The following is a 19,101-nucleotide window of genomic DNA, read 5'->3' as shown; positions in this document are numbered from 1 at the left end:
TCTCCCGACAGCGGCTTTCTCATTCCTACCCCAACAGCGGCGCTTCAATCTCAAAGCGCCGCGCTATCAGGGCCAGATTACCCCACAAACTTCCGTGCATTCCTGAACATGCGCATCCACGGCGAATCCTCACCCCAAGCCTCAGGATGATACGACTGTTGAACGCTCCGGAACACCCGCTCCGCATGCGGCATCAGCACGGTAAAACGGCCATCCGGCGTGGTGACCGAGGTAATGCCTTCCGGCGAGCCGTTCGGGTTGTACGGGTAGCCTTCGGTGGCGGCGCCCTTGTTGTCGACAAAGCGCATGGCTTTGTGGACCTGGGTGATGTCGCCGGTTTGCGAGAAGTCGGCGCAGCCTTCGCCGTGGGCGATGGCGATGCCTGCTTGCGTGCCGGTCATGCCGTTGAAGAAGATCGATGGGGAGTCCATCACTTCGACCATGGCGAAACGGCCTTCGAATTTCTCCGATTTATTACGCGTGAACTTCGGCCAGGCGTGGGCGCCGGGGATGATGGATTTCAGGTTGCTCATCATCTGGCAGCCGTTGCAGATACCGAGGCCGAAGCTGTCGGTGCGGGCGAAGAAGCGCGCGAACTGGTCGGCCAGGCTGGCGTTGAACAGGATGGTTTTTGCCCAGCCTTCGCCGGCGCCCAGCACGTCGCCGTACGAGAAGCCGCCCACCGCAATCACGCCCTGGAAGTCGTCCAGTTTCACGCGGCCGGCGATCAGGTCGCTCATGTGCACGTCGATGGCGGTAAAGCCTGCCTGGTGCATCACGTAGGCCGTTTCGATATGCGAGTTGACGCCCTGCTCGCGCAGGATGGCAACGCGCGGGCGCACGCCGGTGGCGATAAACGGGGCGGCGATATTCTCGTTCTGGTCGAACGTGACGACAGGCGTCATGCCCGGGTCTTGCAGGTCCAGCAGGCGGTCGTATTCGGCGTCGGCGCAGGCAGGGTTGTCGCGCAGGCGGGCGATGCGCCAGCTGGTTTCGCTCCACAGGCGGTGCAATTCGGCACGCGGCTGTGTGTAGATCAGCTTGGCATCGCGCGTGAATTCGACCACGTCGCGGTCGTTCAGTTTGCCGATGATATGGCTGCAGGCGCCCAGGTTGAAGGTGCGCAGCACGTCCATGACGATGGATTTTTCTTCAGCGCGCACCTGGATCACGGCGCCCAGCTCTTCGCTGAACAAGGCACGCAGGGTCAGCTCGTTGCGGCGCTCGGCCACCTGGCCGGTCCAGTTCTTGGCGTCGCCCCAGTCGCTGGAATGCTCGCCTTCCATGGTCAGCATGTCCAGATTCACCGACATGCCGGTATGGCCCGCAAAGGCCATTTCCGCCAGGGTGGCGTACAGGCCGCCGTCGGAACGGTCATGGTAGGCCAGCAGCTTGCCGTCGCTATTGAGTTGCTGGATGGCGGTGAAGAAGCCTTTCAGGTCTTCCGCGCTGTCGACGTCCGGCGTGGCGTTGCCCAGCTGGCCCATGACTTGCGCCAGTGCCGAAGCGCCCAGGCGGTTCTTGCCGCGGCCCAGGTCGATCAGGATCAGCGAGGTGTCGCCCGCGTCGGTTTTCAGTTGCGGCGTGAGCGATTTGCGCACGTCCGTGACCGGCGCGAACGAGGACACGATCAGCGACACCGGCGAGGTCACGGATTTCGCCGCGCCATTGTCTTCGTCTTTCCAGGTGGTGCGCATCGACAGCGAATCCTTGCCGACCGGGATGCTGATGCCCAGCGCCGGGCACAGTTCCATGCCGACCGCTTTCACGGTGTCGTACAGGGCCGCGTCCTGGCCAGGCTGGCCGCAGGCGGCCATCCAGTTGGCGGACAATTTGATGTCGGAGATGTCGGCAATCGCGGCGGCCGCTATATTGGTGACGGCTTCGCCAACGGCCATGCGGCCCGAGGCTGCGGCGTCGATCACGGCCAGCGGCGTGCGCTCGCCCATCGCCATCGCTTCGCCCAGATAACCCTCGAAGCTCATGGTGGTGACGGCGCAATCGGCCACCGGCACCTGCCATGGTCCCACCATCTGGTCGCGCACGGTCATGCCGCCCACGCTGCGGTCGCCGATGGTAATCAGGAAGGATTTGTCGGCCACGGTTGGCAGCAGCAGCACTTTTTGCGCCACGTCGACCAGGTCCATGCCGGTCAGATCGATGGCAGGGAAGTCGTTGGCCACGTGGACCACGTCGCGCTGCATCTTCGGCGGTTTGCCCAGCAAAACGTCCATCGGCATGTCGACCGGCTCGTTGCCCAGTTCCGTGTCGATCAATTTGAGTTGACGCTCTTCGGTGGCCACGCCGACGGCGGCGAACAGGCAGCGTTCGCGTTCGCACATGGCTTTGAACAGTGGCAGGCTTTCCGGCGCGATCGCCAGCACATAGCGTTCCTGCGATTCATTGCTCCAGATTTCCTTCGGCGCCATGCCCGACTCTTCCAGCGGCACTTTGCGAAGGTCGAAAATCGCGCCGCGCTTGGCGTCGTTGGTGATTTCCGGGAAGGCGTTCGACAAGCCGCCCGCACCCACGTCGTGGATCGAGATGATCGGATTGTCGGGACCCATCTGCCAGCAGGCGTTGATCACTTCCTGGGCGCGGCGTTCCATTTCCGGGTTGCCGCGCTGGACCGAATCGAAGTCCAGGTCGGCCGTGTTGCTGCCGGTGGTCATCGACGAGGCGGCGCTGCCGCCCATGCCGATGCGCATGCCGGGGCCGCCCAGTTGCACCAGCAGGCTGCCGACCGGGATATCGTTTTTATGCGTGTGCTGCGCCGAGATATTGCCGATGCCGCCGGCAATCATGATCGGCTTGTGGTAGCCGAACACGGCGTCTTTGTCACTACCCACGTTCTGCTCGTAGGTGCGGAAATAACCACCCAGCACCGGACGGCCAAATTCGTTCGAGAACGCGGCGCCGCCCAATGGTCCCTCGATCATGATCTGCAGCGGCGATGCGATGCGTTCCGGCTTGCCGTACTGCGCAGCTTCTTCACGGCCGGACAGCGGCGCCGTCACGGAAGCGGCGGTTTCCCAGCTGCGCACGGCGCCCGGCAGCGACAGGTTCGACACGGTAAAACCGGTCAGGCCGGCCTTCGGCTTGGCGCCGCGGCCGGTCGCACCTTCGTCGCGGATCTCGCCGCCCGCGCCGGTCGAGGCGCCAGGGAATGGAGAGATCGCGGTCGGGTGGTTGTGCGTCTCGACCTTCATCAGGGTGTGGGTCAGTTCGCTTGATGCCGCATATTCGTGGCCTGCGCCGCGCGGGTAGAAACGCGAGACGGTGGCGCCTTCCATGATGGACGAATTGTCGCTGTAGGCAACCACGGTGCCCTTCGGCTGCAGTTCATGCGTGTTCTTGATCATGCCGAACAGGGACTTGGGCTGCGCCACGCCGTCGATGGTCCAGTCGGCGTTGAAGATCTTGTGGCGGCAGTGTTCACTGTTCGCCTGCGCGAACATCATCAGTTCGACGTCGGTCGGATTGCGGCCGGCTTTCGTAAACGCGGCGTCCAGGTAGTCGATCTCGTCTTCCGACATGGCCAGGCCCAGCTCCACGTTGGCCGTTTCCAGCGCGGCCTTGCCCTGCCCCAGCAAGTCGATCGACTCCAGAGGGCGCGCTTCCAGGGTGCGGAACAGGTCCTGCGCCTGGTCGGCGCTGCGCAGCACCGATTCGGTCATGCGGTCGTGCAGCAGGTCGGCTACAGCCTGCACCTGTTCGGCGGCCAGCTTGCCGGCGCCGATGGCGCTGCCCAGGATGCCCGATTTCAGGTTGATGCGGAAGGCGACGCCGCGCTCGACGCGCTTGATGTGCGCCATGCCGCAGTTGTGGGCGATATCGGTGGCTTTCGAGGCCCACGGCGAGATGGTGCCGAAACGGGGAATGACGAAGAACTCTTCGGACGCGCCATCGGTATTGTCAGGCTGGGCCGGCTCGCCATAGGTCAGCAAGGCGCCCAGGCGCGTGCTGTCGTCTTCCGACAGGGGCGCGCTGGCATCGATGAAATGGACATAGCGTGCTTGCACCGCAACGATGGCAGGCGAAACGGCTTGCAGTTGGGTGAGCAAACGGGTGCTACGGAAAGCGGACAGGGCATTGGAACCCGGCAGTATCAACATGGTTGGAAGGTGGTTGATGCAGCGTGGCTGCGGGTTAAAGGTAGGTATGACAAGACAAGATCATGGTGTGGCAAATTTCCTTTGCGCGCATTATACCCGTTTTTACCCCCTCTTTTTAGCCGAAATTGGCTGGCATGCAGTGCTGGCGCGCAGCGCGTTCCGATACACGCTATGTTAATGGTCACGGTGCGCAGCTTTGCAGTATGCTGATAAAAACGCTGTTGCCACGACCACCTGTCTGCAGTCGGCCCCTGACGGCCGGACGGATCAACGAGAGCTGAACGATGCCAGAAAATAGCAACTTATCTGTCCTCATTGTCGACCCCAACCCCAGCATGCGCGGCAATTTGCATAATATGCTGAACCAGGCGGCCATCAGCAAGGTCGAATACGCGGTCAATTCCGGCACCGCGATCCGCCTGCTGACCAATAAATCCTTCGATATCATCCTGTGTGAATACGATCTTGGTAGTGGCTCGGACGGCCAGGACGGCCAGCAACTGCTGGAAGACCTGCGCCACCACCAGTTGGTCAAGCCCTGGACCATCTTCATCATGCTGACCTCCGAGGCCGTCCACAGCAAGGTGGTCAGCGCGGCCGAACTGACGCCGTCCGACTACATATTGAAGCCGTTTACGGTCGATGTGCTGAGCGGGCGCATCGCGCGCGCCATCGAACGGCGCGCCCTCTTCCTGCCCGCCTACCAGCTGATGGACAAGGGCGACCTGCATGGCGCCGTCAAGGCCTGCCTGGCGGCCGAAGCGAAGCATCCGCGCCTGGCTGCGGATTTCGTGCGCCTGCGCGCCGAGCTGCAGCTGTCGCTGGGCGAGTGGAAAGAGGCGGAGCAGATCTATGCCGACATGCTGGCCACGCGGCCCATGGCCTGGGTCCACCTGGGCCTGGCGCGCACCCTGTTCGCGCAGCAGCGCCACGAGGAAGTGGAAGCGGCGCTGGGCGTGCTGGTCGAGCAGAACCCCCGCTTCATGGCCGCCTACGACCTGCTGGCGCAAAACCACGAGGCGATGGGCCAGCCGCTGCAGGCCAAGAAAATCCTCGAGGACGCGGTGACGATCTCCCCGCACGTGGTGCGCCGCCTGCGCCGCCTGGGCGGCATGGCGTTCGAGTCGGGCGATATCGGCGCGGCCGAACGGGCCTACAAGCAGGTGGTGATCAAGGCCAAATATTCGGAATTCCGCGACCCGGAAGACCATGTCAACCTGGTGAAAACGTTGGTGAAAAAGGGCGATGGCCCGCAGGCCAGCGGCGTGCTGCGCGACATGGAACGCTCGCTGCGCGGCGGCGCCAATGTCGAGGCCTGCCGCGCCATCTCGGCCGCCATGCTGCATGAACTGGCCGGCAACGACCTGGGCGCCGCCAGTGAACTGCAGCAGGCCGCCAACGCCGCCAACATGGCGCAGGGCCTGTCGACCCAGCTGAAGGTGGGCCTGGTGCAAAGCTGTCTAAAAAACAATCTCGACGACGCCGCCTCGGAAGTCATGATGAAGATGGTCAACGAAGCCGACAGCGACGTCAGCATGGAACAGGCGGTGGACGTGTTTGAAAAGGCCGGCCGCCACGACCTGGCCAAGGGCCTGGGCCAGCAGATCAAGAACCAGGTGCAGGAACTGCTGGAAGACGCCGCCGGCAAGACCGAAAGCGGCGAGTTCAAGGGCGCCGTCTTCATGCTGCGCCAGGCCCTGCGCCGCACGCCGGGCAATATGCCGGTGCTGTTCGCCTCGGTGGAAGCGATCCTGCGCCAGCTGAACATGCTGGGCTGGGAACCGGTGCTGGCGGAACAGCTGCAGGAGCAATTGCAGGTGATCCGCAAGATCGATCCCAAGCATCCGAAGCTCGAATCGCTGAGGCAGCAATACGTGGCGACGCAGCACAAGTACGGTATCGCGACCTGACCATGCCCGCGCCGCGCAAGCTGGTGTCACGCCGGCGGACCAGGTGTCGCCTCCGCACCTTCCATTAAATTGCATTATTTGTTGAATTTGATTTTCTTATTGCATATCTGTATGATGGGGTTTTAAATCGCCATTTTCTCTCCGTCCATGCAAAGCGCTGAAGTCTGCACCACCCAAAGAGCCGCCGAAATCCTCGGTATTTCGGTTACCTCGGTGCAACAACTGGTTGAGGCGGGCGTGATCGAAGCCTGGAAAACCAAGGGTGGCCACCGCCGCATTCCCCTGGCGGCCGTGCAGGCCTACAAGGGCGGCGCCACCGGCCAGGAAACGCGCGCCGGGCGCATGCGCCCGGCCGAAGGAACGCCGGTGTCCATCCTGGTGATCGAAGACATTCCGCTGCAGCGTGCCCTGTATGACAAGCAGATCAGTTCCTGGGCCCTGCGGGCCGACCTGCGCTTCTGCGAGAACGGCTACCAGGCGCTGATCGAGATCGCGCGCCACAAGCCCGACATCCTGCTGGCCGACATTGTCATGGAAGGCATGGATGGCTACGAAGTGATCCGCACGATCATGGCCGATCCGCAACTGGCCGACATGCATATCGCCATGCTGTCGAGCCTGTCGACGGAAGACCTGGCCGAACGCGGCGGCGTACCGCCCGGGGTCGTGTTCTTTTCCAAACCGGTCAATTATGACGAGCTGCGCGGCTATTTGCGCGCCTGCTGCGCAGACCATGCCCGGCGCGCATCAGGCAACAGCTGAACGCCCTTTCACTCTTTCGCCGCCCCTTTTTCCGCAAAGCGCGCCATGAGCAAACTCTACCGGATGATCGACCCGCTGGTGCTGCTGGCAGCCACCGGCGGCGACCAGGAACTGTTCCACAGCCTGTCCCTGACTTTTCTCGATACGGCCCCGGCCCTGCTGGCGCGCCTGGACCAGGCCTGCGGCGCCGGGGCGCTGGCGCCCGTCGTCCATGCCTGCCACACGCTGCGCGGCACCACCGTGCTGCTGGGCGCACACGAGATCAGCACGCTGCTGGCCGAACTGGAACGGCAGGCGCGCCGCGGTGAGCTGCCCGGCGCAGCCGCGCTGCAGCGCGTGGCGCAACTGTTCGCGCTGACATGCGAGGAAGTGCGGCACAGCATCGCCGGCCATGGCGGCGCTGTCCGATGAGGTTGGAGGGCGGCGTCCGCCCGCTGCTGCATCGCCTGGCCGGCCGCTATCGCCCGCGCACCACGCTGATGCTGATCGGCGCCGTGCTGATCAGCGCGCTGGCCCTGCGCAGCGTGGCCTCGGCCTGGATCTTGCGAAAGGAAGCCATCGACGACTGGCGCCAGGACCTGGGCAATCTGTCGCTGCTGCTGGCTGAAAATACCTCGCAGAGCATGACGGCGGCCAGCCTGGTGCTCGACAGCGTGGCCAGGGAAGTGGCCGACGGCACGCCGGCGGGCGCATCGCCCCTGCGCACCACCTTTGCCACCCTGCAAGCACACCAGATGCTGCGCCACAAGATCGGCGGCGTGCCGCAGATCGACGTCGCCAGCATCATCGGCGCCGACGGCGCGCTGATCGCCTTTACGCGCGCCTACCCCACGCCGGCCATCACCCTGGCCGAGCGCGACTACTTTGCCTATCACCGCGACCACCCCGGCGCCGCACCGTATGTCAGCGCGCCGGTGCAGAACAAGGTCAACGGCAAATGGACGTTTTACCTGAGCCGGCGCATCGACGGCGCACAGGGGCAATTCCTCGGCGTGGTGCTGGTCGGCCTCTCCTGCGATTTCTTCAGTGATTTTTTCCGGCGCACCAGCATCGGCGAGGCCGCCGCCTTTTCACTGTACCGTAGCGACTACACGCTGCTGGCGCGGTGGCCCGAGGCGCCGCAGCAGATGGGCCGCCAGAACCTGGGCGGCACCACGCGCCGCATCATCGACCAGGGCGCGGGGCACGGCGTGCTGGAGACCAGCTCCCCGCGCGCCGCAGAAGGCGGCAAGCCCGTGCACCGCCTGGGCGCGGCGCGGCTGGTGCGGGGCTATCCTCTGGTGGTCAACGTGACCGTCACCGAAAAGGTCTTCCTGGCCGACTGGCGGCGCATGCTGCGCGCGATGGGCGGCGCGGCGCTGCTGAACCTGGCCGCGCTGTCGGTGGTGCTGTGGCTGATGGCGTCGCTGCTGCGCCGGCAGGAGCGGGACACGGCGCTGGCGCTGGCGCTGAAGGCGGCGGCCGAAGAGGCCAATGCCGCCAAGTCGCGCTTCCTGGCCCTGATGAGCCATGAGATACGCACGCCGATGAGCGGTATCGCCGGCATGGCCGAACTGCTGCTCGAGACACGGCTCGACGAGGACCAGCGCAAGTACGCGGGCCATGTCAGCGCCGGGGTGGACGACCTGATGCATATCCTGAACGATATTCTCGACCTGTCCAAGGTCGAGGCAGGCCAGATGGCGATCGAAGCGAACTGGTTCAATCCGCGCGCACTGGTCGCCGACGTGATCGCGCTGCACCAGGCGCAGGCGGCCAGGAAGGGTGTCGTGATTCGCGCCGAGATCGACCCGGCGCTGGCGCCGCTGTCCTGTTCCGACCGCGCGCGCATTGCCCAGGTGCTGGGCAACCTGGTCAGCAACGCCGTCAAGTTCACCGCCGCCGGCCAGGTGACGGTATCGTTGGCGCCGGCGCTGGAAGACGGCCGGCCCTGCCTCGACTTCGCGGTGCAGGACAGCGGCATCGGCATCACGCCGCAACAGCGCGAGCGCCTGTTCCTGCCGTTTTCACAAGGCGACCAGGGCATCAGCGGCGTGTACGGCGGCACCGGGCTGGGACTGTCCATCTGCAAACACCTGGTCGGACTGATGGGCGGCACCATCGATTGCAGCAGCATGCCCGGCGCTGGCGCGCGCTTCACCTTTCGCATCGTCTGCGTCAGCGTGCTGGCGCCAGACGCCATGCCCGATGCCGATGCGCTCGCGGCGCCGGCCCGCCCACTTTTATCGCCCCCCGCACAGGCCGATGCGCCGGCACGCATCCTGCTGGTCGACGATACCGACATGAACCGCCAGCTGGTCTCGCTGCAATTGCGCCGGCACGGCCACCGGATCGATATCGCGGAAAACGGCGAACTGGCGCTGGCCGCGCTGGCGCGCGAGCGCTATGACGTCGTACTGATGGACTGCATGATGCCGGTCATGGACGGCTACCAGGCTTGCCGCGCGCTGCGCGAGAAAGAGGCGCGCCTGGCGCTGCCGCGCACCCCGGTAGTGGCCCTCACGGCCGGCGCCACCGACGACGACCGCCTGCAATGCGAACAGGCCGGCATGGACGATTACCTGTCCAAGCCGTTCAGCGCGGCCCAGCTCAACGCGGTCGTCAACCGCTGGCTGGCGCGCCTCTAGAAATACGAACTTCAGGCCGCGGCCAGCAGCGCGCGCCCGGCGGCGCGCGGCGCGGGCCGCGCGGCATGGACGGGCACCCCGGCGTCCTGCGGTTCCAGGCGGAACGTGCCAACCAGCTCGCTCAGCGAACGCGCCTGCTCCTGCATCGACTCGGCGGCGGCCGCCGCCTGCTCCACCAGCGCCGCGTTCTGCTGCGTCACCTGGTCCATCTGCGCCACGGCTTCATTGATCTGCTCGATGCCCAGCGTCTGTTCGCGGCTGGCCGCACTGATCTCGCCCATGATGTCGGTGACGCGGGTGATGCCGCCAACGATGTCATCCATCGCCGTACCGGCCTGCTGCACCTGCGTCGAGCCGGCGGCAACCTGCCCCACCGAGGTATCGATCAGCTGCTTGATGTCTTTCGCCGCAACCGCCGAACGGTGCGCCAGGTTGCGCACCTCGGTGTCCACCACCGCGAAGCCGCGGCCCTGCTCGCCGGCGCGCGCCGCTTCGACGGCGGCGTTGAGCGCCAGGATATTGGTCTGGAAAGCGATGCCGTCGATCACCGAGATGATCTCGGCGATCTGGCGCGACGAGGCATTGATCGCCGCCATGGTGCCGACCACTTCGCGCACCACCGCCCCGCCACGCACGGCCAGTTCCGACGCCGCCTTGGCCAGCGTATCGGCCTGGCGCGCATTGTCCGCGTTCTGGCGCACGGTGGCCGTCAGCTCCTCCATCGACGAGGCGGTTTCCTCGAGCGAGCCGGCCTGCTGCTCGGTGCGCGAGGACAGGTCCTGGTTGCCGGCCGCGATCTGCGCCGAGGTGGTGGCGATCGCGTCGCTGCCGCCGCGCACCTGCCCCACCAGGGAGTGCAGGCTGGCGTTCATGTCGCGCAGGGCCTGCATCAGTTGTCCGCTCTCGTCGTTCGAACGCACGTCGATGCGCGCGCCCAGGTCGCCGGCGGCGACCCGCCGCGCCACGCCGACCGCCTGCGCCAGCGGGCCGGCCACGCCGCGCGCCAGGATGATCGCCACCGTCACGCCCAATGCCAGCGAGACCGCCAGCAGCACGCCAGTCCACAGGCGCACCTGCAGGTAGGTATCGTTGGCGGTGACGCCAGCCTTTTCGCCGCCGGCCACGTTGAGCGCCACCAGCTCATTGATGCGCTCGCTCAGCTGCACCATCAGCGCCGCCGATTTGGCCAGCGTCAGCGCGCGCCCCTCGTCCTTTTTCATGGCGCGCGACAGAGCGATGATGCGCCCATGCTCCTCGATGAACTGCGCCGACAGCGACACGATGGACTTGTACAGCGCGTCTTCCTGCGGACTCGAGACCAGCGTCGCATAGCGCGCCTGGACCTTCCTGAGCGCATCGAGCGTGCGCGCATCGCGCGCCTCGTAGTCGCTCATCCTGGCAGCGTCGGTACTGAGCAGGTGGGCCAGTTCCCAGCGCCGCGCCTCGCCCAGTTCGATGCGCATCTGCATCGCCGCCTCGACGCTGGGCAGCCAGTTCTTCGACAGTTCATCGGACGCATCGTCCATGCGCGACATCGACAGCAGGGCAAACGCGCCCATCGCCGCCGCCAGCAGCAGCACGACGCCGAACGACAGGGCCAGTTTTCCGGCGATTTTCATATTCTCAAACCATTTCATGATACCTCCTTGATAAATAAGATAAAAACCCGGCCGCGGTAAGCAAGGCAAGCTGTCGCGGTACATGTCATGGATGGCCAGCACCGCCTCGCGCTGGCGCAGGAACGCCTCCACACAGGCCGGGTCGAAATGGCTGCCAGCACCCTCTTGCAAATAGGAAAAAGCACGTTCGCAGTCCCAGGCCGGCTTGTAGGGGCGCTCCGAGGTGAGCGCGTCGAACACATCGGCCACGGCGACGATACGCCCATACAGGGCGATATTCCGGCCGGCCAGCCCAAACGGATAGCCGCTGCCGTCATAGCGTTCGTGGTGATGCAGCGCGATCAGCTCGGCCGCCCGCAGCAGCGGCGAGGCGCTGCCGTGCAGGATGGTGGCGCCGATCTGCGAATGCGTGCGCATGACGGCCATCTCGGCGCCATCCAACGGGCCCGGCTTGAGCAGGATATGGTCGGGAATGCCGATCTTGCCGATATCGTGCATCGGCGCGGCCGCATAGATCAGTTCCTGCTCACGCAGGTCCAGCCCCAGGCTGGCCGCCAGCAGCCGGGCATAGCAGGCCATGCGCAGCAGATGGCTGCCGGTCTCCGGATCGCGGTACTCGGCCATGCGCGACAGGCGATGGATCGCTTCGAGCTCACCGGCCGCGATGGTGCGCGTGGCCTGGGCCACCGCCTCTTCGAGCGTCTCGGCGCGTTCTTTCAGCTCGCGCTGGGCCGAGCGCAGCGCAAGCAGGTTGCCCACGCGCGCCTGAAATTCGATATTGTCGACCGGCTTGGTCAGGAAATCATTGGCGCCCATCTGCAGCGCGCGGTGGCGCACCTCCCTGTCGCTGGCGGCCGTGATCATGATCACGGCGACCGGATCGGCGGGGAAAGCGGCCTGCAGCGCGGCGAGAAATTGCAGCCCGTCCATCACGGGCATCATGTAGTCGACCAGCACCAGGTCCGGCCGGTTCGCGCCGCACCAGGCCAGCGCCTGCAGGGGCTCGCTCATGGCCACGGCCTTCACGTCGGGCACTTTCTTCAACATGTGCGAGAACAGGCTCAGATTCATCTGATCATCGTCCACCAGCAGTACCTTCATATTCCCCCCAAGAAATATCATGTCATTTTTTGTCAATTATAACGAATAAATTGAATTATTTATTGGATTTAATTTATTTCTTTTATTTGTTTAGTGGTTATACTCGTGTTTTACACACTGACATATCAGGAGTCGCCATGTCTGCTGACAGCAAGGGCCGGGCTTGGGAACGCATCGATGCGCGCGCGCTGCTGTGCGTGTTCGTGGTACTGCTGACGGCCGGCATCTGGACTGCCACCTGGTGGCAGCTGCGCGAGGCGCGGGCCGGCGCCATTGCCGACGCGCAGCGCGATGCGCGCAGCATGGCGCGCGTGTTCGACGAACACGCGGTGCGCACGATCGAAGCGGCCGACCAGGCCGTCACTTACCTGCGCTACCGCTACAACGCGATGGGGCGCGCGCTCGATATCCGCGAGGACTTGAGGAACGGCCTGAACCCGGGCAATCTCTACAATCTGTTTACCATCGTCGATGCGCATGGCGACACCGTGCTGTCGAGCCAGCCATTCAAGCCGACCAACCTGAGCGACCGCGAACATATCCGGGTGCACATGCAACGCGATACCGGCGGGCTCTTTATCAGCAAGCCGGTGCTGGGGCGGGTCTCGAAAAAATGGTCGATCCAGATGACGCGCCGCATCAACGATGCCGATGGCGCCTTCAAGGGCGTGGTGGTGGTGTCGATGGACCCTTATTATTTCACCCGCCTGTACGACGAGGTCGACCTGGGCGAGCGCAGCTCGATCACCATGATCGGCACCGACGGCGTGGTGCGCGCGCGGCGTGTCGGCGGCATCGATTCGGTCGGCCAGTATCTCGGCGCCAGCGCCCTGTTCGCGCAGATGCAGGGGCGCGACCGCGGCACCTTCATCGAACGCAGCCCGGTCGACGGCGTGCTGCGCTACTACGCTTTTGAAAAGCTGGCCGGCTATCCGCTGTACATGCTTGTCGGGCTGGACAGCGATGCGGTGCTGGCCGAGTATGTCTCGCGGCGCAACCAGTCGCTGCTGCTCGCTGGCGTCAGCACGGCCGCCATCATGCTGTTTTGCGGCGCGCTGCTTGTGCTGGTCGGCCGCCTGATCGCCAGCCGCAAGCGCGCCATCGCCGCCAACCAGGCCAAGTCCCGCTTTCTGTCGAACATGTCGCATGAACTGCGCACCCCCTTGAACGGCATCATGGGGTTTTCGGAGCTGCTGCTCGACGAACTGCAGCAGCCGCTGCATGTGGAATTCGCGCAGGCGGTGCGCGACAGCGGCCGCCGGCTGCTGACCATGATCGAGGCGGTGCTCGAGCTGAGCGCGCTCGAATCGGGCCAGCTGCGCGTGGCCAGCGCCGCGGTGGCGCTGGCACCGATGCTGGAACAGGCGCTGGCGCCGCATCGCGCGCAGGCCAGGAGCAAGGGCCTGGCGCTGGAACTGGAACTGCGCGAGGGCCTGCCGCCGCTGCATGCCGACCGCGCCAAGCTGGTGCGCGTGCTCGACATCCTGCTCGACAATGCGGTCGGCTGCACCCGCGCCGGCCATGTCACGCTGCGGGTGGCCGCCGATGCCCAAGGCTGGACCTTCGAGGTAGCCGACAGTGGCCCCGGCATCGCGCCGGCGCTGCAGGCAGGGATTTTCGACAAGTTCTCCCAGGCCGACGACGCGCCGAACCGCGCCCGCGCAGGCGCCGGCCTGGGGCTGTCGATCGCCTCGCACCTGGCGGCGCTGATGGGCGGCGCGCTCAGGCTGGACTCCGCCCCCGGCCACGGCTCCACCTTTTCCCTGCGGCTTCCCGGTGCGGCGGGATACCGGCAAGCCGAAGCGGATTGACACACGGCAGTGTCGCGTAAAAAAACCACATATTCATTTAAATCGTTATATTTGTTGATTATATTGTTTATTTGTGGAAACATACGTTACCGGCAATAATTTATCCATCAACCAGGCGCGCCTTCATGTCCACTTCCATTGCCCACCCTCCGGCCGCCAGCACCCGCCGCACGGCGATCCTGGTGGCGTCGTGCCTGGCGCTGCTCGTGCTGAGCACGATACTGCTCGCGTACCTGGCCGGCCAGCGCGAGCGCGGTCAGCTACTGGCGTCGCACCAGTCGCGCATGGCCGCCTCGGTCAAGCTGCGCTCCGCCGGCATGGCCGCCGACATCGAACAGCTGCGGCGCGACGCGCTGTTCCTGGCCGAGGCGGTGCCTCGGCCAGGAACAGCGCGCAGCTGCCGCAGGTCCTGTCGGCGTTTCTTGCCTCCAAGCCGGAACTGGGCCAGACACGCCTGATCGGCGTGGCCGATGGCTGGCGGGAACTGGTGCATGTCGACCGGCGTGGTGCGCGCATCAGCGTGGCGCCCGCCGGCCGGCTGGAACGGCTCGGCGAGCGCGACTACGTGCGAGCCGCCGCCGCCCTGGCGCCAGGCCAGGTGCACATGTCCGACTTCAGCCTGCAGCGCGAGGCCGGCCGCATCGAGTATCCGCTGCACCGTGTGCTGCGCGCGGCCACGCCGGTATTCGGCGCAAACGGCCGCCTCACCGGCGTGGTGGTGCTCAACCTGAACCTCGATGCGCCGCTGGCGCGCCTGAGTACCGGCCAGAGCGGCGACTTCCGCATGTACCTGCTCGATGGCGGCGGCGGCTATCTGCTGCAGCCGGATGCCGCGCGCAGCTTCGGCCAGGAACGCGGACAGCGCTGGCGCTGGCAGGACGAGCACCAGCCGGTGCGGCGCGCCGACGGCATGGCCGCGCGCCTTGGCCGGGAAGTGGAATATCTCGCCGTCAGCCGTGTGCGCCTCGATCCCGAGCGGCGGCAACGCGACCTGACGCTGATCGTCGCCCTGCCCGAAGCGCTGCTGGCGCCCGCCATCAACGCCGCCAGGCTCCATACCCTGCTGGTCACGCTCAGCGGCGCCTTGCTGGGCAGCGGCGCCTTGCTGCTGCTGTACCGGCTGCGGCGGCGCGCGGCGCGCGAGCGGGCCGAACTGGCCACCATCGTCGCCAGCTCCCATGACGCCATTATCGGCAAGACACTCGACGGCGTCATCACCAGCTGGAACGGCGGCGCCGAACGGATTTTCGGCTATAGCGCCCAGGAAGCCTGCGGCCGGCCGCTGGCGCAACTGCTGATGCCGGGCAGCGATGTGGAGGAGGAGCGCCAGATACTGGAACGTATCCGGGGCGGCGAGGTGATATCGAGCCATGAGACGAGGCGGCGCCGCAAGGACGGCACTCTGGTCGACGTGTCCGTGACGATTTCACCGATCCGCGCCGCCAACGGCAATGTGATCGGCGCGGCCAAGACCGTGCGCGACATCAGCGCACAGAAGGCCAGCGCGGCGCAGATTCTCGAGCTGAACCGCTCGCTGGAACGCCAGGTGATCGAGCGCACCGCGCAAATCCGCGACCTGGCCGCGCAGCAGCAGGCGATCCTCGACAACGCCGCCTATGCAATCATCGCCAGCGATATCAGCGGCCTGGTCACCGTCTTCAATCCGGCGGCGCAGCGCCTGCTCGACCATGCCGCCGACGAGGTCATCGGACGGGTCACGCCGATGATTTTTCATGACCCGGACGAGGTGGCGGCGCGGGCCGCGGAATTTGCGCGCGAACTGGGCCAGCCGCTCGCGACGGGCTTCGATGTACTCGTCGCCAAGGCGCTGCGGGGCTTGCCCAACGAACACGAATGGACCTTCCTGTGCAAGGACGGCGCACGCGTGCCGGTACTGCTGTCGGTGACCGCGCTCAAGCATGAAAACGGTACCCTGATCGGTTACCTGGGCATGGCGGCCGACCTGAGCGAACGGCGCGCCGCGCGCCATGCGCTCGAAGTGCGCACCAGCGAAGCGGAAGCGGCCAATCGCGCCAAATCGGACTTCCTGGCCAACATGAGCCATGAAATCCGCACCCCGATGAACGCCGTGCTGGGCATGCTCAAGCTGCTGCGGCAAAGCCCCTTGCAAGCGCGCCAGGCCGACCATGCCAACAAGGCCGAGCAGGCCGCACGCGCCCTGCTCGGCCTGCTCAACAACATCCTCGATTTCTCGCGCGTCGAAGCCGGCAAGCTGAGCCTTGAAGCGCATGCGTTCAAGCTCGACCGGCTGCTGGCGGAAACGGCGGTGATCCTGGCCGCCAACCTGGGCCACAAGCGCATCGAACTGCTGTACGACCTCGAAGCGGGCCTGCCGGCCTGGATCATCGCCGATCCGCTGCGCCTGCAGCAGGTGCTGATCAATCTGACCGGCAATGCCATCAAGTTCACCGACAGCGGCGAAGTGGTGCTGTCATGCCGGCGCGCCAGCGGTCCCGAAGAACCGCTCAGGCTGGCTTTCTTCGTGCGCGACAGCGGCATCGGCATCGCCGCCGACCAGTGCGAGCGCATCTTCGAAGGTTTTTCGCAGGCCGAAGCGTCCACCGCCCGGCGCTATGGCGGTTCCGGACTGGGCTTGGCAATCAGCCAGCGCCTGGTGCGGCTGATGGGCGGCGAGCTGCGGGTCGACAGCCGGCCCGGCGCCGGCAGCACCTTCAGCTTCGAGATCGACTGCACGGCGACCCAGGCTCCGGCCGGAACGCCGCTGCCGGCGGCCGACCTGCAGGGACTGCGCTGCCTGCTGGCCGACGATCATGCCGGTGCGCGCCGCGTGCTGGCGGCCATGCTGGCGTCGTTCGGCTGCCACGTCGACATCGCCGGCAGCGCCACCGCCGCGCTCGCGCTGGCGGCCGGCGGCGCCCGCTACGACCTGATGCTGCTCGACTGGGACATGGCCAGCCCCGATAGCGCCGCGCTGTGCCGGCAACTGCGCGGCATGGCGCCGGACGGCAAGCTGGTCGCGCTGCTGGACGGCCACGCCGGCGCGCTCGGCGGTCCTCGCGCGGACGATGCCGATGCGGACCAGCCCGACGCCCTGCTGGTCAAGCCGGCCACCGCGTCCGCCCTGTACGACAGCATCACGGCCTGCCGCACGGCGGCGACGCTGGCCAAGCCGCGGCACAGGCCAGGCCAGCGCCTGGCCGGCCTGCACCTGCTGGTGGTGGAGGATAACGCGCTCAACCGCCAGCTCGCTTTCGAGCTGCTGCGCCACGAAGGCGCGGCGATCACCCTGGCCGATTGTGGCCAGACCGCCCTCGATATCCTCGGTGGCACGGCGGAACGCTGCGACGCCGTGCTGATGGACGTGCAGATGCCCGGCATGGACGGCTATGCGGCCACGCGCGCGATCCGCGCGCTGCCGCATGCCGGCCGGCTGCCCGTCATCGCCGTCACGGCCAATGCGATGGCCGGCGACCGCGCCGCGGCCCTGGCGGCCGGAATGGACCAGCATGTCGGCAAGCCGTTCGACCTGGAGCAGCTGGTCGCCGTGATCCTGGCGCTGACCGGTGGAGTGCCTGCGGCGCCGGCGCGGACGCGTCCCGTACCGTCCGATGCGCAGCCCGTATTGAACGCCGCCGCCGCGCTGGGCCGCTGCGGCGGCCAGGTGGCGCTCTACCGGCGCCTGCTGCGCGGTTTCGTGCCGGAGATCGAGGCACTGGCGGCGCGCCTGCGCAACGCGCCCGCCGCGGATGCCGCCCTGCTGCACCAGATCAAGGGCCTGGCCGCGACAGCCGGCGCCGAACGTGTCGCCGCGCTGGCACGGCAGGCGGAGCAGTCGGCGCCGCAGGATGGCGGCGCCGCACGGCAGGCCATCGAGGCCTTGCTGGCGGCGCTGCCGGCGGCCTGCGCCGCGGCGCGCCAGGCCGCCGGCGAAGATGAGCGGCCGCCCGAAGAAGAACCGGCGGCGGGCGAACTGGCGCAGGGGCTCGAGGCGCTGATGCGCCTGCTGGCCGGCGCAAATGGCGCGGCCCTGCCTTGTTTCGATGCGCTGCGGTCGCGCCATGGCGCGACCGCGCCGGACGGCATGGACAGGCTCGCTGCGGCGGTCGAAGAACTGCGCTTCGCGGAGGCGCTGGAACAGGCCGCCGTCATGCTGCGCGCCATCAAATTCAAGGAAAACACAGCGTGAATGAAGCCAGCCCCAACCCCTACGATCTGCATGGCCGGCGAGGCCGCCTGCTGGTGGTCGACGACCAGCCGGGCAATGTGCGCCTGCTGCTCGGCATGTTCGGCGCCGAGCACGAAGTGCTGGTCGCCACCGATGGCGCGCAGGCGCTGCGCCTGTGCCGCGAGAGACTGCCCGACCTGGTGCTGCTGGACGTGCAAATGCCCGGCCTGAGCGGGCTGCAAGTGTGCAGGGAACTCAAACTGGGGCAGGAAACACATGCCATCCCGGTCATTTTTGTCACCGGCGACGAAGGCGCCGAAGCGGAAATGGCCTGCTGGGACGCTGGCGGCGTCGACTTTGTCGTCAAGCCGGTCAATGCCGTGACGCTGCATAACCGCGTGCGCACCCACCTGGCGTTGAAATTCCAGGCCGATGCATTTCGTGAAATGGCCTACATGGACGGCCTGACCGGCGTGGCCAATCGCCGCCACTTCGATCAGCGTCTCAACATCGCCTGGCAGGGCGCCGTGCGCGAGCAAACCGCGCTGGGACTGATCATGATGGATGTCGACCATTTCAAGCGCTATAACGATCACTATGGACACCAGGCCGGCGACGACTGCCTGCGCGCGATCGCCGCGTCACTGCGCCACCACCTGAAGCGGCCGCACGACCTGCTGGCGCGCTATGGCGGCGAAGAGTTTGTCTGCCTGCTGCCGGGCACCGACCTGGCCGGCACGGCTGCGCTGGCGCTGGCGCTGTGCGAAGCGGTGCGCGCGCTGGCAATCCCGCACCTGCCGGCCGGCGGCCCCCGCATCGCCACCATCAGCGCCGGCGCGGCCAGCTGCCTGCCGCATCGGCAGTCCAGTCCCGGCGTGCTGCTGCGCGCAGCGGACACCGAGCTTTACCGCGCCAAGCAGCAGGGGCGCAACCGGGTCGCATTCAATGCGGACCCGCCTTAGATTTTTACATTTTAGCAACACTATCATGATGGTAGTCACCTATATCA

10 protein-coding genes are annotated in these 19,101 nt (G+C 66.3%); 8 read left to right on the top strand and 2 right to left on the bottom strand.

What is annotated here, in order from left to right; translation table 11 throughout:
* Nucleotides 1-77: 77 nt before the first annotated feature.
* Complete coding sequence (gene purL, locus Q8L25_RS19945; protein ID WP_308921033.1) at nt 78-4,115, bottom strand: phosphoribosylformylglycinamidine synthase; 4,038 nt, start codon at nt 4,113-4,115, stop codon at nt 78-80.
* 356 nt (nt 4,116-4,471) lie between these two features.
* Between purL and Q8L25_RS19940 the strand changes: the two genes are divergently transcribed.
* The 4 genes from Q8L25_RS19940 (at nt 4,472) to Q8L25_RS19925 (ending at nt 9,414) form a co-directional block, all read left to right on the top strand.
* Nucleotides 4,472-6,025, top strand: coding sequence for a tetratricopeptide repeat protein (locus Q8L25_RS19940; RefSeq protein WP_374694320.1), 1,554 nt, complete (start codon nt 4,472-4,474; stop codon nt 6,023-6,025).
* A gap of 147 nt (nt 6,026-6,172) precedes the next feature.
* The gene (locus Q8L25_RS19935) at nt 6,173-6,787 is read left to right on the top strand and encodes a response regulator (RefSeq protein ID WP_308921031.1); all 615 of its coding nucleotides are present in this window, start codon (nt 6,173-6,175) and stop codon (nt 6,785-6,787) included.
* Between the two features lie 45 nt (nt 6,788-6,832).
* Nucleotides 6,833-7,198: an Hpt domain-containing protein gene (locus tag Q8L25_RS19930; RefSeq protein WP_308921030.1), complete on the top strand. Its 366-nt coding sequence runs from the start codon at nt 6,833-6,835 to the stop codon at nt 7,196-7,198.
* Nucleotides 7,195-9,414 carry a response regulator gene (locus Q8L25_RS19925; protein ID WP_308921029.1) on the top strand — a complete coding sequence of 740 codons (2,220 nt, stop codon included), beginning with the start codon at nt 7,195-7,197 and terminating at the stop codon, nt 9,412-9,414. Before Q8L25_RS19930 ends, Q8L25_RS19925 begins: the two co-directional genes overlap by 4 nt.
* Nucleotides 9,415-9,425: 11 nt before the next feature.
* Here Q8L25_RS19925 and Q8L25_RS19920 read toward each other — a convergent pair whose 3' ends face one another.
* On the bottom strand, nt 9,426-12,134 hold the full coding sequence (locus Q8L25_RS19920) for a methyl-accepting chemotaxis protein (protein ID WP_308921028.1): 2,709 nt from the start codon (nt 12,132-12,134) through the stop codon (nt 9,426-9,428).
* A 137-nt stretch (nt 12,135-12,271) separates the two neighbouring features.
* Here Q8L25_RS19920 and Q8L25_RS19915 point away from each other — a divergent pair, with 137 nt between their 5' ends.
* The 4 genes from Q8L25_RS19915 to Q8L25_RS19900 all read left to right on the top strand — a co-directional run bounded on the left by Q8L25_RS19915 (nt 12,272) and on the right by Q8L25_RS19900 (nt 19,054).
* Complete coding sequence (locus Q8L25_RS19915; protein ID WP_308921027.1) at nt 12,272-13,945, top strand: ATP-binding protein; 1,674 nt, start codon at nt 12,272-12,274, stop codon at nt 13,943-13,945.
* A gap of 125 nt (nt 13,946-14,070) precedes the next feature.
* Nucleotides 14,071-14,403 carry a hypothetical protein gene (locus tag Q8L25_RS19910; RefSeq protein WP_308921026.1) on the top strand — a complete coding sequence of 111 codons (333 nt, stop codon included), beginning with the start codon at nt 14,071-14,073 and terminating at the stop codon, nt 14,401-14,403.
* Nucleotides 14,404-14,408: 5 nt separating this feature from the next.
* Nucleotides 14,409-18,113, top strand: coding sequence for a PAS domain S-box protein (locus Q8L25_RS19905; RefSeq protein WP_308921025.1), 3,705 nt, complete (start codon nt 14,409-14,411; stop codon nt 18,111-18,113).
* Nucleotides 18,110-19,054, top strand: a complete 945-nt coding sequence (locus Q8L25_RS19900) for a diguanylate cyclase domain-containing protein (RefSeq protein WP_308921024.1) — start codon at nt 18,110-18,112, stop codon at nt 19,052-19,054. Before Q8L25_RS19905 ends, Q8L25_RS19900 begins: the two co-directional genes overlap by 4 nt.
* The last annotated feature ends 47 nt before the right edge of the window (nt 19,055-19,101 follow it).

Source organism: Janthinobacterium sp. J1-1 (assembly GCF_030944405.1).
Lineage (GTDB): Bacteria > Pseudomonadota > Gammaproteobacteria > Burkholderiales > Burkholderiaceae_D > Janthinobacterium.
This window is presented reverse-complemented; position numbering and strand designations above follow the sequence as displayed.

Coding starts and splice junctions, on each gene's coding strand:
- purL (WP_308921033.1), bottom strand. CDS start 4,115: ATGTTGATACTGCCGGGTTCCAATGCCCTGTCCGCTTTCCGTAGCACC.
- Q8L25_RS19940 (WP_374694320.1), top strand. CDS start 4,472: ATGCTGAACCAGGCGGCCATCAGCAAGGTCGAATACGCGGTCAATTCC.
- Q8L25_RS19935 (WP_308921031.1), top strand. CDS start 6,173: ATGCAAAGCGCTGAAGTCTGCACCACCCAAAGAGCCGCCGAAATCCTC.
- Q8L25_RS19930 (WP_308921030.1), top strand. CDS start 6,833: ATGAGCAAACTCTACCGGATGATCGACCCGCTGGTGCTGCTGGCAGCC.
- Q8L25_RS19925 (WP_308921029.1), top strand. CDS start 7,195: ATGAGGTTGGAGGGCGGCGTCCGCCCGCTGCTGCATCGCCTGGCCGGC.
- Q8L25_RS19920 (WP_308921028.1), bottom strand. CDS start 12,134: ATGAAGGTACTGCTGGTGGACGATGATCAGATGAATCTGAGCCTGTTC.
- Q8L25_RS19915 (WP_308921027.1), top strand. CDS start 12,272: ATGTCTGCTGACAGCAAGGGCCGGGCTTGGGAACGCATCGATGCGCGC.
- Q8L25_RS19910 (WP_308921026.1), top strand. CDS start 14,071: ATGTCCACTTCCATTGCCCACCCTCCGGCCGCCAGCACCCGCCGCACG.